The organism is Fervidobacterium changbaicum, assembly GCF_004117075.1.
In the GTDB taxonomy this organism is placed as follows: Bacteria; Thermotogota; Thermotogae; order Thermotogales; family Fervidobacteriaceae; genus Fervidobacterium; species Fervidobacterium islandicum.
Map to the genome: position 1 here is coordinate 2,038,515 of NZ_CP026721.1, position 26,298 is coordinate 2,064,812.

General features: G+C 44.8%; 19 protein-coding genes, 2 tRNA genes and 3 rRNA genes. 13 read left to right on the forward strand and 11 right to left on the reverse strand.

Features of this window, described 5'->3' with window-relative positions:
- Positions 1-2: 2 nt before the first annotated feature.
- Complete coding sequence (locus tag CBS1_RS09285; protein ID WP_033191355.1) at positions 3-878, reverse strand: PhzF family phenazine biosynthesis protein; 876 nt, start codon at positions 876-878, stop codon at positions 3-5.
- Between the two features lie 115 nt (positions 879-993).
- On the opposite strand from CBS1_RS09285, the gene CBS1_RS09290 reads away from it, so the two are divergent.
- The 8 genes from CBS1_RS09290 to CBS1_RS09325 all read left to right on the forward strand — a co-directional run bounded on the left by CBS1_RS09290 (position 994) and on the right by CBS1_RS09325 (position 9,863).
- Positions 994-1,806 (forward strand): metallophosphoesterase family protein, encoded by an 813-nt coding sequence (locus CBS1_RS09290; protein ID WP_090223127.1) that lies wholly within the window; start codon positions 994-996, stop codon positions 1,804-1,806.
- A gap of 439 nt (positions 1,807-2,245) precedes the next feature.
- Positions 2,246-3,752 (forward strand): 16S ribosomal RNA (locus CBS1_RS09295).
- A gap of 41 nt (positions 3,753-3,793) precedes the next feature.
- Positions 3,794-3,870 (forward strand) — tRNA-Ile (locus tag CBS1_RS09300).
- 5 nt (positions 3,871-3,875) lie between these two features.
- Positions 3,876-3,951 (forward strand) — tRNA-Ala (locus CBS1_RS09305).
- Positions 3,952-3,986: 35 nt separating this feature from the next.
- Positions 3,987-6,911, forward strand: a 23S ribosomal RNA gene (locus CBS1_RS09310).
- A gap of 24 nt (positions 6,912-6,935) precedes the next feature.
- Positions 6,936-7,052: ribosomal RNA gene (gene rrf, locus CBS1_RS09315) — 5S ribosomal RNA — on the forward strand.
- Together the 16S, 23S and 5S rRNA genes with 2 tRNA genes alongside form the textbook arrangement of a ribosomal RNA operon.
- Before the next feature lie 122 nt (positions 7,053-7,174).
- The gene (gene trmFO, locus CBS1_RS09320; RefSeq protein ID WP_407918651.1) at positions 7,175-8,473 is read left to right on the forward strand and encodes a methylenetetrahydrofolate--tRNA-(uracil(54)-C(5))-methyltransferase (FADH(2)-oxidizing) TrmFO; all 1,299 of its coding nucleotides are present in this window, start codon (positions 7,175-7,177) and stop codon (positions 8,471-8,473) included.
- Between the two features lies 1 nt (position 8,474).
- On the forward strand, positions 8,475-9,863 hold the full coding sequence (locus CBS1_RS09325) for an MATE family efflux transporter (RefSeq protein ID WP_033191353.1): 1,389 nt from the start codon (positions 8,475-8,477) through the stop codon (positions 9,861-9,863).
- A 12-nt stretch (positions 9,864-9,875) separates the two neighbouring features.
- Here CBS1_RS09325 and pcm read toward each other — a convergent pair whose 3' ends face one another.
- The 3 genes from pcm to CBS1_RS09340 all read right to left on the reverse strand — a co-directional run bounded on the left by pcm (position 9,876) and on the right by CBS1_RS09340 (position 13,128).
- Complete coding sequence (gene pcm / locus CBS1_RS09330; protein WP_033191352.1) at positions 9,876-10,472, reverse strand: protein-L-isoaspartate O-methyltransferase; 597 nt, start codon at positions 10,470-10,472, stop codon at positions 9,876-9,878.
- Between the two features lie 34 nt (positions 10,473-10,506).
- Complete coding sequence (locus CBS1_RS09335) at positions 10,507-11,460, reverse strand: calcium/sodium antiporter (protein WP_033191351.1); 954 nt, start codon at positions 11,458-11,460, stop codon at positions 10,507-10,509.
- A gap of 165 nt (positions 11,461-11,625) precedes the next feature.
- A complete protein-coding gene (locus CBS1_RS09340; RefSeq protein ID WP_090222811.1) occupies positions 11,626-13,128 on the reverse strand; it encodes a GGDEF domain-containing protein in 1,503 nt (500 codons plus the stop codon).
- Between the two features lie 418 nt (positions 13,129-13,546).
- Between CBS1_RS09340 and gap the strand changes: the two genes are divergently transcribed.
- The 3 genes from gap to tpiA all read left to right on the forward strand — a co-directional run bounded on the left by gap (position 13,547) and on the right by tpiA (position 16,602).
- Positions 13,547-14,545: a type I glyceraldehyde-3-phosphate dehydrogenase gene (gene gap, locus CBS1_RS09345; protein WP_033191350.1), complete on the forward strand. Its 999-nt coding sequence runs from the start codon at positions 13,547-13,549 to the stop codon at positions 14,543-14,545.
- Between the two features lie 90 nt (positions 14,546-14,635).
- A complete protein-coding gene (locus CBS1_RS09350) occupies positions 14,636-15,835 on the forward strand; it encodes a phosphoglycerate kinase (RefSeq protein WP_033191349.1) in 1,200 nt (399 codons plus the stop codon).
- Positions 15,836-15,849: 14 nt separating this feature from the next.
- Entirely contained in the window at positions 15,850-16,602 is a 753-nt protein-coding gene (gene tpiA / locus CBS1_RS09355) for a triose-phosphate isomerase (RefSeq protein ID WP_275060694.1), read from the forward strand.
- A 75-nt stretch (positions 16,603-16,677) separates the two neighbouring features.
- Here tpiA and CBS1_RS09360 read toward each other — a convergent pair whose 3' ends face one another.
- Positions 16,678-18,246, reverse strand: a complete 1,569-nt coding sequence (locus CBS1_RS09360; RefSeq protein ID WP_090222813.1) for a bifunctional aspartate carbamoyltransferase catalytic subunit/aspartate carbamoyltransferase regulatory subunit — start codon at positions 18,244-18,246, stop codon at positions 16,678-16,680.
- Between the two features lie 225 nt (positions 18,247-18,471).
- Between CBS1_RS09360 and aglB the strand changes: the two genes are divergently transcribed.
- The gene (gene aglB, locus CBS1_RS09365) at positions 18,472-19,932 is read left to right on the forward strand and encodes a cyclomaltodextrinase (RefSeq protein WP_052107099.1); all 1,461 of its coding nucleotides are present in this window, start codon (positions 18,472-18,474) and stop codon (positions 19,930-19,932) included.
- Positions 19,933-20,074: 142 nt separating this feature from the next.
- Entirely contained in the window at positions 20,075-20,830 is a 756-nt protein-coding gene (locus CBS1_RS09370) for a class I SAM-dependent methyltransferase (protein WP_033191346.1), read from the forward strand.
- 179 nt (positions 20,831-21,009) lie between these two features.
- Here the strand turns inward: CBS1_RS09370 and tnpB are convergent, their stop codons facing one another.
- The 6 genes from tnpB to CBS1_RS09400 all read right to left on the reverse strand — a co-directional run bounded on the left by tnpB (position 21,010) and on the right by CBS1_RS09400 (position 26,210).
- The gene (gene tnpB / locus CBS1_RS09375) at positions 21,010-22,278 is read right to left on the reverse strand and encodes an IS200/IS605 family element RNA-guided endonuclease TnpB (protein WP_203225728.1); all 1,269 of its coding nucleotides are present in this window, start codon (positions 22,276-22,278) and stop codon (positions 21,010-21,012) included.
- Positions 22,256-22,399, reverse strand: coding sequence for a transposase (locus tag CBS1_RS10905; RefSeq protein WP_084384008.1), 144 nt, complete (start codon positions 22,397-22,399; stop codon positions 22,256-22,258). The genes tnpB and CBS1_RS10905 overlap by 23 nt, the downstream gene beginning before the upstream one ends.
- 169 nt (positions 22,400-22,568) lie before the next feature.
- Positions 22,569-23,795: a [FeFe] hydrogenase H-cluster maturation GTPase HydF gene (gene hydF / locus CBS1_RS09385; RefSeq protein WP_033191345.1), complete on the reverse strand. Its 1,227-nt coding sequence runs from the start codon at positions 23,793-23,795 to the stop codon at positions 22,569-22,571.
- A gap of 25 nt (positions 23,796-23,820) precedes the next feature.
- A complete protein-coding gene (locus CBS1_RS09390) occupies positions 23,821-24,759 on the reverse strand; it encodes an ABC transporter substrate-binding protein (protein ID WP_052107098.1) in 939 nt (312 codons plus the stop codon).
- Complete coding sequence (locus tag CBS1_RS09395; RefSeq protein ID WP_033191344.1) at positions 24,756-25,463, reverse strand: ABC transporter ATP-binding protein; 708 nt, start codon at positions 25,461-25,463, stop codon at positions 24,756-24,758. Before CBS1_RS09395 ends, CBS1_RS09390 begins: the two co-directional genes overlap by 4 nt.
- On the reverse strand, positions 25,464-26,210 hold the full coding sequence (locus CBS1_RS09400; RefSeq protein WP_052107260.1) for an ABC transporter permease: 747 nt from the start codon (positions 26,208-26,210) through the stop codon (positions 25,464-25,466).
- Between the last annotated feature and the right edge of the window lie 88 nt (positions 26,211-26,298).

The following is a 26,298-nucleotide window of genomic DNA, read 5'->3' on the forward strand; positions in this document are numbered from 1 at the left end:
TCTCAAATCAGAAGACTACCTTCGATAACTATCTTCGCATCCCCACCCACGTATGCTTTATACACTCCATCTTTCAAGTGTACTTTGGCAAATATGTTGGACATCCTATTCATGGTTTCACCTTGGATTACCTCGTACATCTTTTCCGGTTCAACGATACCGTGCTTGTACAGATAGTAAATCAACGCACCATTCGCTGTTCCCGTTGCGGATTCTTCAGGTATCCCGTAGAGAGGAGCAAAATCTCGACAATTTGCAAGTGCGCGAGTTTCATCAAGCGTGAAAATATGGAAACTAACAATATTGTTTATCCTGCAGTAATCCGATATACTATCAAAATCAGGTGATAACGAGAAAAGCGTCTGTTTTGATTTAACTGGTACGATCAGATCCCAAAGTCCTGTACTGACCGCTTGTGGTTTTAATGTATACTTTCTATCTCCGATCTCATCTTCCTCTATACCAAGCAGTTCAGCCACCTTCTTAATATCATCCATCTCTAGCTCTTCCCCCATTACCGGTGTTGCCTGTTCCATCATCACTTTCCCTTCTTCTATAGATACATCGATAATACCAGCACGAGTGTGAGCTTTGTATACGCAGCCTGCTTTGACTAACTCCAAGTATTCCAATACCTTGAAAGAACCAATTGTCGCGTGGCCGCAGAGGTCAACCTCTGCAACGGGAGTAAAGTACCTGATATCGAATTCATCCTTTGAAATGCTTCTTACAAAAGCCGTTTCAGAGAATCTGACCTCTTTAGCAATGTTCTGCATAACAGAGTCACTTAGATTGTCCTGATTTTCTAAAATCACAACTCCCGCAGGGTTGCCCAAGAATGGCTTGTTTGTAAAAGCATCCGCCACGAAGAACTTCATTTTCCCCCTCCTCGGCAGTATCAGTCTTAAGAGTATTGTACCACACTTAACAATTCTTAAAACTAGAGACCTTTAGACATGATATAATACTTAAAAAAGTGTAGGAGGCTTTGAAATGAGAAAAATAGCGTTTATTTCTGATATACATTCGAACTTAGAAGCTTTAAGTGCAGTACTTGAGGACATCAAAAAGAAGAATTTAGACGAAATATATTGCCTCGGTGACCTTGTAGGCTACGGTCCAAACCCAAACGAAGTGGTTGAGATAATACGTCAGTACAACATCCCGACTGTTATGGGAAATTATGACGATGCAATTGGCTATGAGAAAGACAGCTGCGGCTGTGCGTACAATCCTGGCAGGGAGACAGAAGTAGGGGATGAATCGATCAACTGGACTATAAAACACACCACAAAAGAAAACAAAGACTTTCTCAAAAAGCTCCCCCACAAACTTTCCATCGAAGTTGAGGGTGTAAAGATCTTGCTGGTCCACGGGAGTCCCGCTAATCACTTGCTTGAATATGTGAAACCCTCAACCTCTGCTGATAGGCTGAAGATATTGTTAAGGAATGTAGAAGAAGATATCATCATCAACGGTCACACACACTTGATGATGGCACGGCATCTTTTTGGTAAGACCGTACTAAACCCAGGAAGCGTTGGAAGGACAAAAGACGGTATTCCGGGGGCTACCTATTTGATTTTGTACGTTGAGAGCGGAGTTTACTGGTATGAATTTGTGAGAGTGCCATATGATGTGAAAACAACGGTGGAGAAGATAGTAAAGGCAAGTCTACCTGTTGAACTTGCGACGGTCTTAGCACTCGGTCAGACCTTTGATATGGGAGAAGGAAAAAACGCAAAGTCCACCAACAAAGAGAATCAACAAGAAGATCAAGAAAGTGGTATCGAATTCAAAATATGAACAAATAGTTACTATATAACCTTTTCAAAGCCCTGATAATTTCAGGGCTTTTGGTTTTATTGAAACGCCTGAGGAATAGGAAAGTGTTTGGAATGTGTAACAGAAGATTAGGATAATCCGTTACTGAGGAGGGCTTTACAGTTAACACAAACCATAGTAAAATGGCATTCGCCGTCTGAAAAAAGACAGGCGAAAAGGAAAACAAAAAGCGCAGTTGACAAAATCAAAAGCATGTGGTAAATTAAGTAACGCTTAAGAACGCTTAAGAAAGATTAAGCGAAAAAATTTGAGGTCTTGACAAAAACGATAGTGTGTGATAAATTAGCAAAGCGCACGGACGAAAAGCGACTCGATGAAGGTAAAAAAAGAGTCCGGTCATTGAAATACGAATAGCAGCCACCGAAAAAAGAAAAGAGCAGGGTTGAGCCTGACAAGGATTAGCTTGGAGGGTTTGATCCTGGCTCAGGGTGAACGCTGGCGGCGTGCCTAACACATGCAAGTCGAGCGGTGCAGCTGGAGGCTTTTGCCGAAGGCTGCATAGCGGCGGACGGGTGCGTAACGCGTAGGAACGTGCCCCCTGGAGGCGGATAGCCGTGGGAAACTGCGGGTAAACCGCCGTAGACTCGGGAGAGTAGAGGCCGAAAGGCGCCAGGGGAGCGGCCTGCGTCCCATCAGGTAGTTGGTAGGGTAACGGCCTACCAAGCCTACGACGGGTAGCCGGTCTGAGAGGATGGCCGGCCACAAGGGCACTGAGACACGGGCCCTACTCCTACGGGAGGCAGCAGTGGGGGATATTGGACAATGGGCGGAAGCCTGATCCAGCGACGCCGCGTGGAGGACGAAGCCCTTCGGGGTGTAAACTCCTTTTGTCGGGGAAAAAGGACTGATGGTACCCGACGAATAAGCCCCGGCTAACTACGTGCCAGCAGCCGCGGTAATACGTAGGGGGCGAGCGTTACCCGGAATTACTGGGCGTAAAGGGTGCGTAGGCGGCCGAGTGTGTCTGGCGTAAAATTCCACGGCTCAACTGTGGGTATGCGCTGGAAACTACTTGGCTTGGGTGCGGCAGAGGCAGACGGAACTGCTGGTGTAGGGGTGAAATCCGTAGATATCAGCAGGAACGCCGGTGGAGAAGTCGGTCTGCTGGGCCGTAACCGACGCTGAGGCACGAAAGCTAGGGGAGCGAACCGGATTAGATACCCGGGTAGTCCTAGCCGTAAACGATGCTCACTAGGTGTGGGGACGGAAGTCTCCGTGCTGAAGCGAACGCGATAAGTGAGCCGCCTGGGGAGTACGCCCGCAAGGGTGAAACTCAAAGGAATTGACGGGGCCCGCACAAGCGGTGGAGCGTGTGGTTTAATTGGAAGCTAAGCCAAGAACCTTACCAGGGCTTGACATGCTGGTGGTACCGAGCCGAAAGGTGAGGGACCCTGCCGCAAGGTAGGGAGCCAGCACAGGTGGTGCACGGTCGTCGTCAGCTCGTGCCGTGAGGTGTTGGGTTAAGTCCCGCAACGAGCGCAACCCCTGCCCTTAGTTGCCAGCGGTAAGGCCGGGCACTCTAAGGGGACTGCCGGCGACGAGCCGGAGGAAGGAGGGGATGACGTCAGATACTCGTGCCCCTTATGTCCTGGGCGACACACGCGCTACAATGGGATGGACAGCGGGAAGCGAGGCAGCGATGCTGAGCAAAACCCTGAAACCATCCCCCAGTTCAGATTGTGGGCTGAAACCCGCCCACATGAAGCCGGAATCGCTAGTAATCGCGGATCAGCCACGCCGCGGTGAATACGTTCCCGGGCCTTGTACACACCGCCCGTCAAGCCACCCGAGTCGCGGGCACCCGAAGACGGTGACCCTTAGGGGCGCCGTTGAGGGTGAACGTGGTGAGGGGGGCTAAGTCGTAACAAGGTAGGTGTACCGGAAGGTGCGCCTGGATCACCTCCTTTCTAAGGAGAGGTTGGTGGCTGCTATTCGGATTTGAGTGATCGGGCTCGTAGCTCAGATGGTCAGAGCGCACGCCTGATAAGCGTGAGGTCGGAGGTTCGATTCCTCCCGAGCCCACCATGGGTGGGGACATAGCTCAGCTGGGAGAGCACCTGCTTTGCAAGCAGGGGGTCAGGGGTTCGAATCCCCTTGTCTCCACCAATGGGTGGAGGGTCATTGAAAAGTGCATAGGGTAAGGTGAAGGTACTAAGGGCACGCAGTGGATGCCTAGGCGGCAGGAGGCGAGGAAGGGCGTGGCAAGCTGCGAAAAGCCTGGGGGAGCTGCAAGCGAGCGTTGATCCCAGGATTCCCGAATGGGGCAACCTGCACGGGAGCAATCCCGTGCGCCCGAAAGGGTGCGAAACCCGGGGAAGTGAAACATCTCAGTACCCGGAGGAGAAGAAATCAAACGAGATTCCCTGAGTAGAGGCGATCGAAAGGGGAGGAGCCTAAACCAGCCTTAGTGCTGGGGTTGTGGGACACAGCTAGGCTGAGACCGCTCTGAGGCGTTGTGTAGCCGAACAGTCTGGGAAGGCTGGCCGTAGAGGGTGATAGCCCCGTAGGCGAAACGCAACGCGCAGGAGTGGCTGTGATCCCGAGTAGCGCGGGACTCGAGGAATCCCGCGTGAATCAGGGGGGACCACCCTCCAAGGCTAAATACTACCTGCCGACCGATAGCGCAACCAGTACCGTGAGGGAAAGGTGAAAAGCACCCCGGAAGGGGAGTGAAAGAGACCTGAAACTGCGTGCCTACAAGAAGTCGGAGCCCGCGAGGGTGACGATGTGCCTTTTGATTAATGAGCCTGGGAGTTACCGTACCTGGCGAGGTTAAGCCGGTAGAGGCGGAGCCGAAGCGAAAGCGAGTCCGAAGAGGGCGGAAGTCAGGTACGGTAGACCCGAAGCCGGGTGAGCTACCCATGGGCAGGATGAAGGTGGGGTAAAACCCACTGGAGGTCCGAACCGGTGGATCGTGAAAAATCCTCGGATGACCTGTGGGTAGGAGTGAAAAGCTAACCGAACTCGGTGATAGCTGGTTCTCCCCGAAATGCATTGAGGTGCAGCCTCGGCAGTTCTGTGGTGGAGGTAGAGCACTGATAGGGCTAGTGGGGTTACCTGCGAACCCTGTCAAACTCCGAATGCCACCACACTAGATGCCGGGAGTGAGCCCGCGAGGGATAAGCTCCGCGGACGAGAGGGGAACAACCCAGACCGTCGGCTAAGGGCCCCAAGAGGTGGCTAAGTGTGAAGAGGAAGGATGTGGTGCGTCCTAGACAACCGGGATGTTGGCTTAGAAGCAGCCATCATTTAAAGAGTGCGTAACAGCTCACCGGTCGAGACGCACTGCGCCGAAAATGTGCGGGGCTGAAGCCACCCTCCGAAGCCACGGAACCAGCGGAAGCTGGTTGGTAGGGGAGCGTTCCGCGGTAGGGAGAAGGTAGACCCGTGAGGGCTACTGGACGAGGCGGAAGTGAGAATCCAGGCATGAGTATACGAGAGGATGGTGAGAATCCATCCCCCCGAAAGCCTAAGGGTACCTGGGGAAGGGTCGTCCGCCCAGGGTGAGTCGGGACCTAAGGGAAACCCGAAAGGGGTACCCGATGGGAAACCGGTTAATATTCCGGTACCACCTGCGTATCGAAACTGCAAGCGGGGACGCAGGAGGCTAAGTTCCGGGGATAAGTGGCAAATCCCTCCAAGCGGTTAGGCGAAGAGGGCTGTAGGTAAGTCCGCAGCCTGAGCTGAGCCGTGAAGGGGAGAGCCTTCGGGCTCAACGGGACTGACGCCAGACTGCCAAGAAAAGCCGCGTGTAGTGATACGTGGGTGCCCGTTCCGCAAACCGACACAGGTAGGCGGGCTGAGAAAGCTAAGGGGAGCGGGATAACCCTTGCCAAGGAACTCGGCAAATTGGCCCCGTAACTTCGGGAGAAGGGGTGCTACGGTAGGTTGAACCCAGGGGAAGCCGCAAGGTGGAAACTGGGGGAGGCCGAGGTAGCCGCAGTGACAAGGCCCTGGCGACTGTTTACCAAAAACACAGGTCTCTGCAAACTCGATGAGAGGAAGTATAGGGACTGACGCCTGCCCGGTGCCGGAAGGTTAAGGGGAGGGGTGCAAGCTCCGAACCGAAGCCCCGGTAAACGGCGGCCGTAACTATAACGGTCCTAAGGTAGCGAAATTCCTTGTCGGGTAAGTTCCGACCTGCATGAATGGCGTAACGACTGGGGCACTGTCTCGGCAGGGGACCCGGTGAAATTTCAGTCTGGGTGAAGATGCCCAGTACCCGCAGCTAGACGGAAAGACCCCGTGGAGCTTTACTGTAGCCTGGTATTGTGCTCTGTTGCGGCGTGTACAGGATAGGTGGGAGGCTGAGAACCGTGCTCGCCAGGGTGCGGGGAGCCGCCGGTGGGATACCACCCTCGTCGCAGCGGAGTTCTAACCTACGCGTGTGGAGAGCACGCGAGGGACAGTGCCAGGTGGGCAGTTTGACTGGGGCGGTCGCCTCCTAAAGGGTAACGGAGGCGCGCAAAGCTCGGCTCAGGTGGGTTGGAAATCCACCGTAAGAGTGCAAGGGCAAAAGCCGGGCTGACTGCGAGACCGACGGGTCGAGCAGAGGGGAAACCCGGTCCTAGTGACCCGGCGACTCCGAGTGGAAGGGTCGTCGATCAACGGACAAAAGTTACCCCGGGGATAACAGGCTAGTCTAGCCCGAGAGTTCACATCGACGGCTAGGCTCGGCACCTCGATGTCGGCTCATCCCATCCTGGGGCTGAAGCAGGTCCCAAGGGTTAGGCTGTTCGCCTATTAAAGGGGTACGTGAGCTGGGTTCAGACCGTCGTGAGACAGGTCGGTCCCTATCTGCTGCGGGCGCAGGAGGCTTGAGGAGGGTCGCCCTTTGTACGAGAGGACCAGGGTGAGGGAGCCTCTGGTGTACCAGCTGTCCTGCCAAGGGCATACGCTGGGTAGCCACGCTCCTGAGCGATAACCGCTGAAAGCATCTAAGCGGGAAGCGCGCTCCAAGATGAGGCCTCCAAGGCCGGTCCGAGAAGAGGACCTTGATAGGCCGGTGGTGGGAGCACAGCGATGTGTGGAGCCAACCGGTACTAATAGGCCGACTCCTTCACCTTGACCCTATGCACTTTTGAATGACCCTGGGTGCCGATACCGCGGTGGGAAACACCCAGCTCCATTCCGAACCTGGCCGTTAAGCCACCGCGGGCCGATGGTAGTAAGGGGGCGACCCCTTGCGAGAGTAGGTAGTGCCCAGGATTCCTATATGTTCAAAAAAGCCTCTGCATATCGCAGAGGCTTTTTTATTTTTTGATTATGTGTTAAAATGTTCTGAGCAGATAAACGAAAAGATGAGGTGGTAGGAGTGAATGAACAGAAAATTCAAGAAATACACGTTGTTGGTGCAGGGCTTGCAGGTAGTGAAGTTGCATGGCAGCTTGTGAAAAAGGGTCACAAGGTTGTCATCCATGAGATGAAAAGGATAAAGAAGTCGCCAGTGCACACAAGCAACCTCTTTGCTGAGCTTGTTTGTAGTAATTCGTTGAAGTCGATGGATTTGAAGAATGCCGAAGGGCTTTTGAAAGAAGAAATGAGATTGTTCGGAAGTTTAATTTTGGACTGTGCCATGGAAAATCGAGTGCCTGCGGGAAAAGCTCTAGCTGTTGATAGGGAAAAGTTCGCGAAGTGCGTTACTGAGAAGCTTTTGAAAACCGGACTTGTGGAAGTTGTCGATGAAGAAGTAAAAGAACCGGGTTCTGAAGGCATATGGGTGATAGCTACTGGTCCTACAACGGATGGTGAATTGGCAGAGTGGATTAAAAAAGTTACTGGCGGTGTTTTAAATTTCTTCGATGCGGTTGCACCGATAATCAGTGCGGAAAGCATAAATATGGATGTCTGTTATGTAGCTGATAGATACGGTGTAGGTTCCGGGGATTACATAAACTGTCCAATGAACAAGGAGCAGTACGAGGCGTTTTGGGAAGCGATTGTAAATGCGGAAGTTGTTGAAATGGACGATTTTGATAGAAAGCTTCTTTTCGAACGTTGCCAACCGATAGAAGAAATAGCTCGTAGTGGTAAAGATGCGATGAGGTATGGCCCGTTGAGACCAGTTGGACTTCGAGATCCAAAAACAGGAAAGGAACCATACGCGGTTGTGCAGCTAAGAAAAGAAAATGTAGAAGGAACGATGTATAACCTGGTCGGCTTCCAGACAAGGCTGAAATGGGGAGAACAATTAAGAATAATCAGAATGATTCCGGGATTGGAAAACGCGGAGATTCTAAGATACGGTGTGATGCACAGGAACAGTTATATCGAATCACCGAAAGTTTTAGATAAATTCCTCAGACTGAAAAGTGATCCAAGGATATTCTTCGCTGGTCAGATAACAGGTGTGGAAGGATATGTAGAATCCGCGATGACAGGCCTTTATGTTGGGCTGAATATTGCAAGGTTGGTCGAAGGGAAAGAGATGGTCGAATTCCCAAGAAAGACGATGTGTGGTGCACTGATAGATTACATAACGAGTGCGCATGAATTAAAGCCCATGTATGCGAATTTCGGGCTGATAGGTGGAGGCAAGAATCGCGAAAAGGTCGCACAAAAAGCTTTGGAAGAGATGAAGCAATTTATCGAAAGCACTGGGGAAAAACATATAGAAGGGGGAATCTAGTTTGGAAAGCAAGGTGAATAGGAATATAGAACTCTTGCTGGGAGACTACCGAAAGGCGATTGTTAAGCTTTCCATTCCCAATATGATTGCCATGTTTATCCAAACGTTATACAACCTTGTTGATGCCGTATGGGTTGCAGGTTTGGGACCTTCTACGCTCGCTGGTATGGGCTTGTTTTTCCCGATATACATGATAGTTATCTCAATTGCAACTGGTATAGCGGTCGGTACCAGCTCTGCAATTGCGCGAAGGATAGGTGCTAAGGATTTTGACGGTGCAAATGCGGTGGCTGAACATTCGATAATCCTTGCCATCTTTGTAGGTTTCTTGACCGCTCTTGTTGGTATTTTAACACTTGAAGGGGTTCTTCAGTTCACCGGTGCGTCCGGAGAAGCTCTACAAAAAGCAAAAGAATATGGAGTCATTATCTTTTTGTCTTCAGTATTTGCAATGTTTAACAACGCTGCTATCGGTATCCTCCGTGGTGAGGGAGATTCAAAAAGGCCTATGTATATAATACTTTTCAGTTCGGTTTTGAATATGGTTCTTGATCCGATTTTCATATACGTTTTTAAATGGGGTATTAAAGGAGCAGCGTGGGCGACGAATATCTCGGTATTTGTAGCGAGTGCTATGCTTTTGCACCTTCTGATGTTTTCAAAAAAGACATTTTTGAATGTTGGTTTCAGAAAGTTTGTTCTTACTAAAAGCATCATTCTGGATATCTTTACTGTCGGTTTCCCAACCGCACTTGCGCAGATCACAATGTCTGTAGCTATATATTTCCTTAACTTCTTTGCATCAAAAGCAGGCGGAGATATGGGAGTAGCAACGTTCACAGGTGCTTGGAGGATAATAAACTTAGGAACGTTAACTATTATTGGAATCTCATCGGCCGTAACGACGGTAACTGGGGCAGCATACGGCGCAAGGGATATTAAAAAGCTTGAATCGGCGCTTAACTATGCAATCAAATTCGCAGAGTACTTTGCAATTGCGATAATGGTAGGGATTTTCTTTTTCTCAAAGCCACTTGCGATGATGTTTGCGTACTCCAAAGCTTCTGCTCAGCTCTTGGACAATATCTCTCAGGCTCTTAAGATACTTTGCCTTTTCTTACCAGGTACACCTTTCGGAATGCTCACTTCTGGCATGTTTCAAGGCATTGGACATGGTTACAAAAGTCTGGTAACAACGATATTGAGAACGGTGATATTCCAGCTCTTCTGGACGTGGTTATTTGTAGACGTGTTTAAAATAGGACTGGCTGGAGTATGGTTGGGAATCGTCGTGGGTAACGCTACCGCTTCGATAATAACCTACACGTGGGGCAAGATCACCATAAAGAAGCTGTATTCCATACAGAACCAACAAACGGAAATGGATTAAGAAATCAGAATGCTAAACCATAGGTACGAATCTGACATGCCCTAAGGATTCTTCGGCGATCTTTGTTCCGTGTTTTCTTATTCTTTTCAAGATTTGCACGTATTCGTCTCCGACAGGAATAAGCAAAATCCCACCATCGCTAAGCTGCTCGATCAACGCTGGTGGGATTTCTTTTGCATAGCAAGTCACGGTGATTTTATCGTAAGGAGCGAATTCTTCTAACCCAAACTTTCCATCGCTTAAGAATACTTCGACGTTTTCAAGTCCCAGCTGCTGGATAATTTTTTTTGCCCTATCGTAGAGTGGTTTAACTACTTCGACGGTGTATATCTTTCCAGTTGGACCAACAAGTAATGACATTACAGCAGCGTTGTATCCACTCCCGGTACCAACTTCCAGCACTTTGTTTCCTTCTCTTAGCTCTAAGTATTCGCACATCAATCCCACCATATGTGGGGCGGATATGGTTTGACCGTAGCCTATAGGGAGTGGCGTATCAACGTAAGCACTATCTTGATATTCCGGTGGCACAAAAAGTTTCCTGTCTATTTTGTTCATAGCCTCAATGACTTTTTTTGATACACCGTAATATTCAAGATGTTCGTACAAATATCCCACCTTCTCAAAAAGTGGCTTATAGCTGTTAACCTCTGAAAATCAAATACGCGGTGTATCCTATGTACGCAGCAAAGAAAAGTGCGCCCTCAATCCTGCTTAATCTTAAATCCTTTGAGAAAAGTGTCAGAATAACCGTGATGGCAATAAGCAGTAAGACGTCCGCATTCAATACTATGGGGTAATTTAAAGGATTGATGATAGCGGAAATACCTAGTATGAAGAAAATGTTGAAAATATTAGAACCAACAACATTGCCCAATGCTATCTCATTTTTGCCTTTTATGGCAGCAACAAGTGAAGTGGCAAACTCAGGTATAGATGTACCAGCAGCAACTATTGTCAAACCTATCAACTTATCGGAAACTCCAAATACCTTTGCTATTTGTGTCGCACTGCTGACAATTATACGTCCTCCAAACGAAAGACCTATCAGACCTCCGATTATGTAAATTACGGAGAGCCAGGTACTTATATTTTTTAACTTTGCCATTTCCATCTCCTCAAATATCTCTCTATCTTTTTTTGCCATCTCGAATACGTAAGCAATGAAAATGGCGAAAAAGCATAGTAACACAACACCGTCACCACGTGTAATAAGTGAGGGGAGGTCCCGCCCCTTATTGCCAAGTGCGAGCACAGACAAAGCAGCTATCAGGCTAAGGGGAATTTCTTTCTTCAAAGTCGAATGTTTCACGGCTATCGGTCGTAGCATCGCAGAAAACCCTGCAACCACAAGGATGTTGAAGATATTGCTACCAATTATATTACCAAGTGCGATATCTGAATTCTTCTTGATGGATGAAACAACATTCACCGCTAACTCTGGTGCGGATGTTCCAAAAGCAACTATCGTGAGCCCGATGACAAGGTCTGAAACTCTGAGCTTCTTTGCGATAGCTGAGGCACCCTCTACAACTTTATCGGCACCGATACTTACCAAAACGAGTCCCAAAGCAAACAATAAGAAATTCAGAAGCACAAAAGACACCTCCAACTATCTACTTGATAAATAAATTGCGGAATTCATCCGCGATAGATTGATAACCTAACCTTTGAATAACACATGGTCCAGCTTGCTTGATACTATTATACTACCTACTGCCATTTTTGTATACGGTGGTCTATTTTCGGCGTTAATTGTTAGTCAGAAAAGCGTGGTAGTTCGGTTTTTTCCGTTTGATTTTGAAATGTACAACGCCTCGTCTGCTCTCTTTAAGAAGCTTTCAATCGTATCGCTCCCCTTTAACTGAGTGACTCCAAGACTTATAGTGACTTTGTACGGGGTGTCCTTGAACTTTTCCTCAACCTTTGTACGAATTCTTTCCGCAATCAAGTGTGCTGCATCGATATCTGCTTCTGGTAGGAGAATGAGTATTTCCTCACCTCCCATTCTTATCGGAAAATCACTTGCCCGAACATTTTTCAATATGACCTCCGCTATGCCTTTCAAAACTTCATCACCCACGTTGTGTCCGAACGTGTCATTAATTCTTTTAAAGTCGTCTGCATCGATAGAAATTGCGGACAACGGAATTCTATCAGCTTTGCTTGAAACATAGAGTCGTTCGATTTGGCTGTTAAAAACGTATCTTGTTAGCAATCCGGTCAAAACATCCTTCTCAAGCAGTTGACGAATCTGTTCGTTTAGAGACCTTAGACTTTGATTTTTACTTTCGAGTTCTTTGAGGTAAAGATTTATCTGCTCGCGCTGGTGGAGATACTTTTTTATTGTGTTGGCTAAACTGCCGATTTCGTCGTCTCGGTAGATATATTTCTCAACAGTGTCAGGTGTATGGTTGTCAATTGCGTAGATTATATCACTGAAAGGTTCCAGAGCCAAGTGCTTCAGTTTGACGTAGAACACCGAAAGAATAGATATCAGAATAGCAATAGATGTTATAACCAAAATTACAACGTACAAGAGATATCTTGTGAGCAATGTAAAATTCTTTGAAAAGATAAGATACGCCACTCCCTTACCGGTGTGATCTAAAAGCTTGTAAGAATAAACCAGCTTTGTTATCGAGGAAATACCAGGTTTGTCTGAATAAGAGATAGAGGCTCCTGTTAGCTCTTCTAACTTTACCAGGTCCGTTACAGTCCAGTAGTTCCCAACTGTAATAACACTCGGCTCTTCAATCTGCCATAGGTTCAAGATTCTTGGTGATGGATAAAGAACGAACACCTGGATGGGAAACAAAGTTTCCGGGCTATCCAGAAAGAAATACGTCTTTCCCGTGAGTTGCTTGAAGGAGAGTTTGTCCAAAAGGTTATTAATCCTACTAACGTTTTGGTCGTCGAGAAATAATGTATGTATAAGCCCGTCGCTTTCATAAAATGCAAGAAAATCAATGTCGAGCATTTTAAAATTTGATATCAAACTCTCTTTGTAGAGTGCCAATTCTTCATCAGCTGGAGAAAGCCTATCAAGGAGGCTTTTGTGGGTATCAAGTACGCGTTGGAGTTCCCTACTCTTCTGGCTGAATTGAAATTCCAAATCTTTTGACACGTTCTTTGAAAACTCTTCTAACTGTAAGTTAAATGCGCTTTTTAAATTTGCCATCAGTAGAATGGCTAGTACAAGTGTGAACAAAAGAAAAGCAATAGATGAATAAATGACGAGCTTTCTAAGTTTTTGTGCTATCATATGAAGTTGTTATCCCCCTTGAGACAATTTGAAACGTCAGCGACCAATCTTCGTCTTAGTTTACAAATTTATTATATCACACGACCATTATATCACATAAACAAGTCTTAAAGTAACGTTTTTTCAAAGTTATCTTCTCAAAAGCAGAGGCCTTCTAATATCTTTGGAACAATAAGCATATCGTTCCAAAATATAGCTTAGTTGCCTAAACTCAGTCTATGTGGTATAATATGTCTGAAAATCCGCTGTATTCGAACATGACAGGCCTTACTTTGGATTGACTTTTTTCACCAGTACGAAAACTTTGAAAAATATTCAAAAAATTTAACTTCCCGTACCTTGCAAATGTAATATTTATATTGTACAATTTTTCACGAGCATGAGAAATTCGCACTAACACTACGAAGGAGGGAGAAAGATGAAGATAGCTATCAACGGTTTTGGAAGGATCGGAAGACTTGTTCTTAGAGAACTCATTCGCCGCAACAGTTCAGTTGAAGTAGTTGCTATTAACGATTTGGATAGCCCAGTAACATTGGCACACCTTTTCAAATACGACTCAGTCCACAGGGAATTTCCTGGCGAAGTTAAGGTAGAGGGCGACGTGATGTATGTTAACGGTAAGGCTATAAAAGTATTTGCCGAAAAAGACCCAGCAAACCTTCCATGGAAAGACCTCGGTGTTGACGTAGTTGTTGAATCAACAGGTAAGTTCACAGAAAGAGACGGCGCGATGAAACACATCCAAGCTGGTGCTAAGAAAGTTATCATCACAGCTCCAGCAAAAGGAGAAGACATCACCGTAGTCTTTGGTTGTAACGAGGAACAACTCAAACCAGAACACCAGATTATCTCCTGTGCATCCTGTACAACAAACTCCATCGCTTCAATAGTTAAGGTCATCAATGACGCATTTGGAATAGTAACAGGATACCTTGTAACAGTCCACAGCTACACAAACGACCAGAGAGTTCTTGACCTCCCACACAAAGACCTCAGAAGAGCAAGAGCAGCCGCTTTGAACATCATCCCAACAACAACAGGTGCTGCAAAAGCTGTTGCACTTGTCGTTCCAGAAGTCAAGGGTAAACTCGACGGTATGGCACTGAGAGTTCCAACTCCAGATGGTTCCATCTCCGTTCTCAGCGTCCAGGTTGAAAAGGCAACAACAGCCGAAGAAGTCAACGCAAAAGTCAAAGAAGCAACAGAGGGCAGGCTCAAGGGAATTATCAAATACAACGAAGATCCTATCGTCAGTTCAGACATCGTTGGAACAACGTACGCAGGTATATACGATGCAACACTTACCAAGGTAATGAATGGAACATTCGTAACAGTCTACAGCTGGTACGACAACGAATACGGTTACACTTGCAGAGTTGTCGATACAATCGAGAAAGTTGCAACAATGCTTTAATTCATAAACCGATAAAGGGGGCTTGTCCCCCTTTTTTGTACGGTGTTGATATGTGAATGTAAAATACCTTAGGCTCAGGAGGTGTCGAGAATGGAAAAGCTCACGATTAGGGATGTTGATCTCAAAGGTAAAAGGGTGATAATGAGAGTTGACTTTAACGTTCCTTTGAAAGATGGAAAAGTTGCTGACGATACAAGAATAGTTGAAGCGCTTCCAACAATAAAGTATGCCCTTGATAACGGTGCAAAGGTAATTCTCCTTTCCCACCTTGGCAGACCGAAGGGCGGTCCAGATCCAAAATACTCATTGAAACCAGTTGCAGAAAGACTTTCTGAACTTCTTGGTAAAGAAGTAAAGTTTGTTCCAGCATTGTACGGCGAAGAAGTTGAAAAGGCAGTTGCAGAATTAAAAGAAGGCGAAGTTTTAATGTTGGAAAACACAAGATTCGACCCAGGCGAAGAAAAGAACGATTTGGAACTCGCAAGAAAATGGGCAAGCCTTGCTGATATCCACGTGAACGATGCATTCGGTACAGCTCACAGAGCACACTCAAGTAATGTTGGAATCGCTCAATACATTCCATCCGTTGCTGGATTTTTAATGGAAAAGGAAATTAAGTTCCTTTCCAAAGCAACACTTAATCCTGATAAGCCATACGTGGTTGTCCTTGGCGGTGCAAAGGTTTCCGATAAGATAGGCGTCATAACAAACTTACTCAACAAAGCCGATAGGATAATCATCGGTGGCGCTATGATGTTCACATTCTGGAGAGCTCTCGGCAAACAAACGGGAAACTCTCTTGTTGAAGAAGATAAAATTGAACTTGCAAAACAACTCCTTGAACAGGCAAAAGAAAAAGGTGTCGAACTTGTTATTCCAACAGACGCAGTTTGTGCTCAGAAGATGGAAGCCGGTGTTGAGAAGAAGGTCTTCACTTGCGAAGAAGGTATCCCAGAAGGTTGGGCTGGCTACGACATCGGTCCTGCAAGTATCGAACTAATCAAGTCGAAACTTGCAGATGCGAAGACAGTTGTATGGAACGGACCACTTGGTGTGTTTGAAATCGAAGATTTCGCAACTGGTACAAAAGCGGTTGCAGAGTTCATTGCATCTCTCACCGAAAAAGGCGTAACAACAGTAGTTGGCGGTGGCGACAGCGCAGCAGCAGTTGCTCAGTTTGGTCTTGAAAAGAAATTCAGCCACGTATCAACGGGTGGCGGTGCATCACTCGAATTCCTCGAAGGAAAAGAGTTGCCCGGTATAGTATCAATTGCGAATAAAAAAAAATAACCAATAGGAGATTCATTCTCGCTGGAAATTGGAAGATGAATAAAACACCCAGCGAAGCGCAGCTGTTTGCCAACACTTTGACCAATGCGTTCGCTGGGTTTAATTCTTTTGATATATACATTGCCCCTGTTTTTGTGGCGCTCGATAGAGTTCGAGAAGTTGTTGCATCGAGTAATATAAAACTGGCAGCGCAAAATATGTACTTTGAAGATAGTGGAGCATTCACAGGTGAAGTATCACCGAAGATGCTTAAAGAAATCGGAGTTCAAGCGGTTATAATCGGGCACAGCGAAAGAAGAAGAATTTTCGGAGAAACGGACGAGTTAATTAACAAAAAGGTGAAAAAAGCACTCGCAGAAGGCTTGACTCCAATATTCTGTATAGGCGAAACTCTTGAAGAAAGGCAAAAAGGTTTGACGTTCTGTGTTCTTGAAAAACAAGTTAGAGAAGGTTTGTATGGAATAAGTGCAGAAGATGTCAAGAAAGTTGTAATCGCATACGAACCAGTCTGGGCAATAGGAACTGGTGTTGTCGCAACCCCAGAGCAAGCTCAGGAAGCTCATGAATTTGTGAGAGCACTACTTGAAAAAATGTACGGAGGCGAAGTTGCTCAGTCGGTGACAATCCTTTACGGTGGTAGCGTAACCCCAGAGAACTTCTTCGGTCTTTTTGTCAAACCCGATATCGATGGTGCACTCGTTGGTGGTGCAAGTTTGAAGGAAAGCTTTGTAGAACTTGCAAAGATAATGGCAAGCGTTCTTGGATAAGGCAGGTTTGTAATTAGTCAAGATAGTGAATTTAAAAAGCCCCCGATTTGGGGGCTTTAAATTTTTTCGTCTTTTTCAAATTCTCCATATTTCGTGGTATTCGTGTGGTGTTTCGCAGTATTCACAAACGAACTTTCCATCGATTTGAACAAACGAAGCGGTTACATTTTCACTGTGTGCAGGATTGGTTATACAGTTTTCATTTTTGCAACCAATCTCTTCAAAACCGTATATGCGTGGTGGTAGGTGGATTCTGTATTTTTCAACAACTCTCGAATTCTTGATGATATTAACCGTAGTATTTGGAGAAATGGCGGAAAGTTTCTTGATCTCTTTGAATGACAGGTATCTGTCCGGCAGGCTGATGTATCCTTTGTAGCTACCGTCGGCAGATTTGAAGATACCATCTGCACTGTCAACATCGTAAAGCTTGAGTATTTTCCTTATCTTTACTATCGTGTTGTATATTTCTTCCTGCGATTTTCCTTTCGCAATGTGGTCAATAACCGTCCCATTTTCGATTGGTTTGATGCCACGTTTTCCTTCTTTCAGAACACCTTTCGTCCCATCAACAATCGGTGCTGGGATTATGAAGTTTTCTTCCTCTTGCTGTTCAGATTTTGCTGTATCAAACGGTGCTTCAAGCGCACCTCCAAGCATGGAAAGAAGCACTATTCGTACATAGTATCCGTTTATCGCTTGCTCTTCCCAACCGTTCAAAGGAAGTGTATCAAGGAATGTGGGAATTTCAGGGTTGAATTTCGGTCTTGGCAGAGGATGGTAGAATTTTGTGCCTTCTGGAATTTTGTCGAGCATATCTTGTCTGAATGTCACAGCTTTTCTTAAGAATTTCTCTTTTTCAAGGATGTCTTCACCCATCCTTTCTAATTGCAGGCGGGTGAAGTACCATATCTTTGCCGGATTTCCGTAGCTCAAGTACTCATCTAATGAGTAGAATTGCCTAACTTCAAAACCGTTTCGTTTCATTTTCTGCACGTACCCATCTGGCATTTGTAATTCAGGTGGGGCGATCAAGTCAACTTCGACGTTTTTGAAAACCTTTAAGCCATCAGCTTTGGAGTGGACAGTTCTTCCGTGGAGTAAATCACCAACGAGAGCTATTCTAATATGGGAATTATCAAATTTGTTGTGTTCGAGGAAGGTGTATTCATCGAGAAGTTCTTGGGTAGGATGTTCGTGTTTGCCATCTCCACCGTTGATGAACGCGGGTCTTAAAATACCGTGCCTATCGGCAAACTCTCCAACCTTTCTCTCAAGTAGTCTTACAACACCCTCAAGCCTTGTTCTCAGTACAAAAATGGAGTACTCGCTGTAGCCTGTCAGCATATTGAACGTATCGACGTAGCTTTCTTGCTTGTTAAAAGAGGAGTGTTCTGAATCAAATATGTTCACTTTAGCGCTTCTGTGGAATTTTGCAGCGTTTATGAAGGATTCTTTCGTTCGGGTAGAAGGTTCTACAAATACGATGTAAATCCCTGTGTTACGTTTAATTTCAAATTCCGAAACGTCTTCTTTGTTTTTGATCTTCTCTTTCAATCGCTTTGTTGACTGGTACAGAAAGAGCTGTTCTTCAACCGAAAAATCGTTAATCACTGCCAATGTGCGGCTCAAAAAGTTGCCCATACAACCATCACTCCCCCCACGTTTTTGAGTCTTACTTTTTTGTTTAGCCGGTCTAACCCGGCTTATTCTAACTTAAGTTTCTAGCATATTATACAACACAAACGTGAAATGTGAAGAACCTCTGTTGGGAATGTTGAAAATTCTGTAGATTTCGAAGAACTGGAATGGTATAATTTTGAGCGGCAGGTTTTTTAGAACCAAATTCTAACTGAGGAGGAAACAAAGATGTTTGACAGAATTAACCAAGGTTACCAAACTCAACAACTCTATCCAATACCATCCTGGGTCTACGAAGGTGTTATCTACCAAATCTTCCCCGACAGGTTTGCTATAGGTAAGGGAAAAACTGTTCATGATAAAGCAAAGCTTTACGCAAAACGTGGCGGGAGGATCGTGGATTGGGATGTCCCACCAAAGAGAAAGGATAAGGCAGAACACGTGAAGGATTTCTACGGCGGAGACCTTTGGGGAATTGCAGAGAAGCTCGATTATCTAAAAGACCTCGGTGTTAATGTGATTTACACAAATCCTATATTCCTCTCCCCATCAAATCACAAATACGATGCGATAGACTACATGAGAATTGATCCACAATTCGGAGGGGAACGGGCTTTTAGGTACTACGTTAATAAAGCCAAAGAGGAGGGGTTTAGACTCATACTGGACGGTGTATTTAATCATCTTAGTAGCGAGAATCCGTGGTTCAAAAAAGCACTGAAAGGTGATAGAAGGCATGTTAGCAAATTCGCGATTCACAAAGATGGTCACAGAGCGTGGTACGGACACAAGGCTCTCCCCGAATGGCACCTTGAGGAAGTTGAAGTGATGGAGTACATTCTAAGTGTTGTTGAGCACTATCTGAGAAAAGGTATCGATGGTTGGAGACTGGACGTCGGATACGATTTGGGATATGTGAACAATGCGTTGATTACAAAGACCGCAAAAGAGATTTCGATTGATAAATACGTTGTCACAGAAACGTGGAACTATCCATCGAACTGGTACATGGTCGATGGAATAATGAATTATCACTTCAGAAATTCCGTAATTGCTTACCTGAAAGGTGAGTTCAACAACTTGGCAAAGGCACTGCAAAGTGCGTACAACGACACTCCGAATATCTACGGTTGCTGGAACATGCTCGATAGCCACGACACAGAAAGGCTTGCTACTGTGATACCCGACAAACAACTGCGAAAACTGGCGATAGTCCTGCAATTCACTTATCCCGGAGTGCCCGTGATTTACTACGGCACAGAAATCGGGCTTGAAGGTGGAAACGATCCGGAATGTCGTGCAACGATGAAGTGGAACGAAAAAGAATGGGACACGGATTTAAGGGAGTTCTATAAAAAGCTCATCGCAATTCGAAAAGCGCAAACCGCACTTAAGATTGGTACGTTCGAAGTACTTAACGAGGAACCTCTGGTGTTTTACAGACGCACACCGCATGTTTTGGATGGAATAATAGTGGCGGTAAATAAAGGCAAAAGGGCAGAGCTTAATATCTCGCTTCCCGATGGTAGAGTACTTGCCGGCACATGCTTTGTTGATTTGATTACAAACGAAGAATTCTGGATAACAGGGGGAATAATGAAGATAGATATTCCAGAAAAAGGATTTAGGATACTTAAGATAGTAAACAGACCAAGGAATGGATACAATCAATACAAACGGATTTATTAATATTAACATGGGTTTTTGGCAGCCCATATACTAATTCTTAGGAACATTAAAGGTTTCTTGTTCTGAATTAAGCTACTGAGATTTTTGCCATAGCGAATGCATTTGGCAATTAATCATTCACTAGTCATCAGGAGCGCGTTGTATGAGAAAATTTAAAAATTCAAGTGAATACTACGATTACATAGCTAACATGTACGATGCGATGTACGAAGGCACTTATTGGAATATTGCTAAAAAGCAAATCGTGTTTGAAATAAACAAGTACTTGCCCACATTGTCAGATAAGCATGTTCTTGATGTGGGATGCGGAACAGGTTTTTGGAGTGCCTGGGCTAATAGAAAAGGTGCAAGTGTGGTATGTGTGGAACCTTCTAAGAATATGATTGAAAAAGCAAAGGTTAGATTGAAAAGTGTACTATCCAATGAAGTTGATGGAAGGATTGAATTTCTGAATTGCTTTGCTGAAGATATAGGAAGCTACTATCCACTCGATGGTCAGTTTGATGTTGTGTTTCTCCTCGGGGATGTGCTAAGTTACGTGCAGGATATTCATAGGACCATGAAAAACATCCAAAAGGCAGCCAAGAAAGGGGCATTTGTTTTTGGAACAGTTGATAACTATTATTCATACGTTAAAGATGTTATCGTGTATGGTTCTTGGGATGACTACGAGTATCTGGAAAAGCATCAACGACTCACGATAGGTTCCGAATTTGGGACTTTTGAAGCGCATCCGTTTAAACCTTCTGAACTCGATGAGTTATTTGAAGCATACAGCTTTGAAGTTGTTGAGCTCACGGCTCTTGCGAGTTTTCCGAGTCTGGAATTAAGCATAAAATATGGCAGACATCTGATAAATGAAGCAGAACATTTGTTTTTTGTCGCTCAAAAAAATTAAGGGCATCACCTTCGGATGCCCTTTGTGTTTTTGCTCTTCTTATCTATCACATTCCAACCATCTTTTTGAGTCGCTTATTTCTTATCAAATCATTTCTTTATATGCCTTCCTTTTGAGCGAGCAGTTCAGTTGCTTAGATACGTCATACAGGTTTGTTTGTGAATCGCTCATGACTGAAGTCACGAGCTTCCTGCTTCACTGACAAGACTTGCTACCAGTGGTATGCCACTAATAGTAGAGGTCTCGCCTCCACAGGCATCGCCTTCCGGCTCGGACCGTCCCAGCCCTACGGGTTTATCAACAAGCAACTTTAGCCCTTCTGCTAGAATATTCCTCGCCGCATTGAAATCTCTGTCGTGTACACTACCACAGCTTGGACACTCCCAAACTCTCACACTCAGCTCTTTCACTTCTTCGTTCTTGTATCCACAATCACTGCATTTTTGTGATGATGGAAAATTGGGCGATACCTGCATGAAAATCCTGCTTCGTCTCATGGCCTTGTATTTGAGCATTTGCAAAAATTTCGACCATGATGCATCATGTATACTCTTTGCGAGCCGTCCGTTCTTTACCAGATTCTTAACCCTCAGCTCCTCGCAGATGATAACTTGGTTTTCGTTAATCACCTGCAAGGATAATTTCTCCAGAAAATCATCTCTGATATTTGATATTTTCTGATGCAACTTAGCAAGTTTGATTCTTGCTTTCTCAAAGTTCTTGCTTTTTACTTTCTTTCTTGATAAATCTTTTTGCAGTTTCTTTAGTTTTTTCTCATATTTAGCAAGCACCTTCGGTGCTTCGACACGATTACCGTTGCTATCCACGTAGAAACTTTTAAGCCCAAGGTCGAGTGCAACTGCATAGTTGATTGGTTCTGGTGTTTGGTTTTTGTTATTAACTTTATCAACCTCAACAGCGATTGAAACGTAGTAGTGTCCACTGGGAAGTAACGTAACTGTTGCAGTCTTTATCTTACCGTTGAACGTTCTGTGTATTCGAGCTTTAATCCAACCAAGTTTTGGTAGTCTTATTTTCCCCCAACAGCGGTTCTTAGTCTTATCTTTTGCCATAACTCCGAAATCAATCTGGATGTTGTTGTTTGTAGAATACGTCGTGTATGAAAACCTGTGCGACTTCTTTTTCTTAAAACGTGGCTTGTTAGCTTGACCTTTGAAAAACCTTTGATAAGCTTTATCCAATCTTATCAATGCATCTTCCAGAGCAAATTTATCAACTTCCCTAAGCCAAGGATACTGCTCTTTGAGTACGCTATTTAGGTGTTTTCTACACTCAGCCTCAGTGGTTGCGAGTTTTTGTTCTTTATATCTTTCCTCTCTCCAAGCAAGAAAATAGTTCCACACAAATCTTGTGCAGCCGAATGTTTTGGAAAGTTGTAGTTTTTGTTGCTTGTTTGGATATATCCTATATCTGTACGTGACTATCAACTAGCTTGTGTTCTATTTCGCCGGTAAGGATTTTAAGTCTGTCCTTAACGCACCAGACGATATGGTATTGAATGGAATAAACGTAACCTCTGCCTCTATGAAGATGAGCCACTAGCAACACCCCTACGCGAGATTAACATGGTACGTATATTCCAACATCTGTTGTCATGTGCGTCAAGTCAGAACAATGATTATGATAGCACAACTGTCTGACATACTAACTGTTACTCATGTCTGAAGACACGAGAGTGTCTTTAGCTTCAACGTCCAGCGTCGTTTTTCGACAAGAGTTACTTATTAACAGCTTTAGACTCGACCTCAATCCCGAGTGGTGCGAGTGCTCTTTCAAGTACTCCGTGCATGTACGAGATTACGATACCGTAATTCGTCATCGGGATGCCAAGTCTTTTGAACATTCTAACCCTTCGCATCATCTGATTACGCGTATTTACACAACCGCCGCAGTGGATAACGAGTTTTGCGTCGGCTACTTCCTCGTATTCTGGTAAATCAACACCAGCCCACACTTTGAAATTCACGTTCGCACCTGTGTGGTTTATAAGCCATCTGGGGATTTTTACGCGTCCGATATCTTCACTTAACGGCCTGTGCGTACAACCTTCCATGATGAGAACTGTATCACCATCTTGCAGTTCTTCTATTTTGTACACGCTTTCAACGAAATACCTAATGTCTCCTCTGTAATTCGCTTCGAGTATCGAGAAGGTTGTCAGTGGTATGTCTTGTGGAACGTCCAATGCAACTTTCATTACCGCTTGGGAGTCGGTTATAACAAGCTTCGGTGGTTCGTTGAGTTTTTCCAATGCATGCTTGAGTTCTGTTTCTTTCGTAACGATAGCTACCGCGTTCCTGTCGAGAATTTCTCTAATAGCATGAACTTGCGGCATTATGAGTCTTCCTTTTGGTGCGGCAATGTCAATAGGAACAACCAGCACAACGGTATCACCAGCGTCGACGAATCTCGGTACAAATGGCAGTTCCTCATCTGATGGAATAAGTTCGTTGAGCGCTTTGCCGATTTCATCTAATCCTTCTCGTTTTAGCGAGCTAACTAAGAAAACTCTTGTGTGGTAGAGCGATTCGTACTCACGTGCAATATCGTAAGCTTTATCTCCTAGTAAATCAACCTTGTTGACAACAATGATGAATGGAATCTCAAGCTCGTTGAAAAGTTTAATGATCTTCTCTTCGTACTCGCCTGGGTAATCGTTTACCACCAATATGCCCGCATCGGATTTATAAAAAGCCTTTATCGCTTTTTGAATTCTCTTTTCTCCCAGTTCACCGACGTCATCAAGACCCGGGGTGTCTATCAACGTCACAGGTCCAAGAGGATGAAGTTCCATCGCTTTGTAGACGGGATCCGTGGTGGTGCCCGGGATATCACTAACTATGGAAATGTCCTGTCCTGTTAGTGCGTTCATGAAAGAAGACTTACCGACATTCCTTCTTCCTACTATAGAAATGAACTTCCTAAAGCCACTTGTTGGTAGCAATTACCACACCTCCGATTGAGTGAGCTTACTTTACTACGTAGAAGAATTTCTCATCGGGTACCTTTGGCATACCGTCAGGATACAGTTCGTTCAACTTCTTAAGGTAAGCAAGGACTTCGTCTTTGCACTGTGCAGCAGAGATGTAATTGTACTGGCTTCTGTCAAGCGAGGTTTTTAAGACATTTGCAGGTATTCCAAGCTGTCTGCTTGTGATTTCAACAGCTTTGTCTACATTTTTGTACGACCACGCAAGGCTTTCTTTGAAGGATTTTTCAAAGAGTTTCACCGTCTGTGGGTAATCTATCAACTTTCCAGTTACAAACAATCCTGTGATTGGTATACCGAATTTAAAACCAGTTGCTTTGTTCCATTCATCTTGTAAGTCCATAATTATCTTTCCCTTTGCAAGTGTCATCGTTACGAATGGCTCTGGGATAGCTGCAATCTTTATCTTTCCACTGTTAAAGAGAGAAACAATTTCTTGAGGCTGAGCGTAAGCGAATGTAACGTCTTTGTCTGGTTCAAGTCCATTTCTCACCAGCAAGAATCTGAGCACAACGTCTGCTGTTTGTCCTCTTCCGTGAGCAGTGTATATCTTCTCGCCTTTGAAACTCTGGAAACCTTTGAATTCGAAATCCGGAGCAGCGACAACGTAGAACAACCTCCAGCTGTAGACTCCGACAAGCCTTACGTCGATACCTTTTGTATAAAGGTTTGCACCGAACGTTACCGGCAAAGCCGCAAAGTTCACTTTCTTTGCAACGATGTAAGCTGTTGCTTCGTCCATCGTTTTCCAAAACTTCATTTCGAGTGCCATATCTGTCTTTACCTCTTTGCTAATTAAACCAGCTACTGGGAATATCGTCGGACCGAACGGGTTGATGAACGTTACTCCAAAGATCGCCACTGTAATCAAAACCGACACAAAAACAACAACTTTTCTCAAAAGCTTAATACCTCTCATCCACTCCACCTCCCTAAAATTTTTGAAAGAATTTCAGATTCCGCTTTATAAAATTCAGGATTTGATATGTTCTTAGGTATACCGGAAACGTCGATCTCCTCAACAATCTTGCTCGGTTTATCACTCAGCACGTAAATTTTGTCTGCAAGCAATAGTGCTTCTCTAACATCGTGTGTTACTACAATCATCGCAAAGTTCATATCTTTTTTTCTATCGATTATATCCGAGATTATCGAAATCTTTAAATGGATATCCAACGATGCGAATGGTTCGTCTAATAAGAGCAACTCAGGTTGTATCATCAAAGCTCGCGCAAGGTTTACACGTTGCCTCATCCCACCGCTTAATTTTGATGGCTTGTAGTTAGCAAAATCCCTTAATTTCAATATGTCTAAGATAGTGAAGATCCTTTCCTCGTCTTCTGAGACAAACTTGAGATTCTCAACAACAGTTCTCCATGGTATCAGCCTTGGTTCTTGGAAAACGTAGCCAATCCTTTGAGCTTTGTTATCAACAGTTCCTTCGTATTCATCGATCAAACCTGCGATGATGCGAATCAACGTCGTTTTTCCACATCCTGAAGGTCCAAGCAGTGCTATCGATTCGCCCTTTTTTAAATCAAAGGATATCATTTCAATAACTTTGAGTTTTCCATAGCTCTTGCTTACTGATGTTACTTTTAAGATTTCTTCAAATGCATCCAATTAAACCAGCTCCCAATTCTTTAGAACTTTCTTAACAAAATGGTTCAGGATGTTTTCTACTGCAAGACCCATGAGTATGATAACCGCTGTGTACGCATATACTTTTTCAACAGCGACCGACTGTCTCGCCCAGGCTATAAGTACACCAATCCCCTTATCACCACACATGTACTCAGCTACGACCACAACCTTCCACACGTTGCCGATAACAACTTGCAAAGCACTCAGAAGCTGAGGAACAATCGAGCCAAGGTATACATCTCTCACAACCTTTGAACTGGGAACTCTGTATACTTTCGCCATCTCTATCAATCTCTTATCCGTTGTTCGTATACCAACCGCCGTCGACAATACCGTGTGTGGAAGCAGAGATAATATACTGACAATCACTGGTCCAAGCCAGCCTATGCCCCAGATGAACATAACGAGTGCAAGCCAGGTAACTATCGGAATAGCTTGGATGACGAGTATCCCAGGTCTCAAAATGTCGTACACAGTGTCGTTCAGACCTATGAAAAATCCTATTAAGACACCAATGAATACCGTAACGGTAAGTACAACAGCTATCTTCGAGAGTGTAAAGAAAAGAGCGTTCAGAACTTCATTTTTTTGAAATTCTTCAATTATGGTCTTTAAGACCGTTAGTGGATCTGGGAGTATCAGTTGTGAGTTTATCGCAAATGAAAGTATCGTCCATGTGATAAATATAACTAATATTCCTGCTAAATACTTCCAGATATTTTCCAATCTTCTTCCCCTCTCCAATTTTTTATGAGTCCTTTTGCTTTTGTTCAGTTTCATACATCGTGATTTTTTTGACAAAGTCCACTTCTTT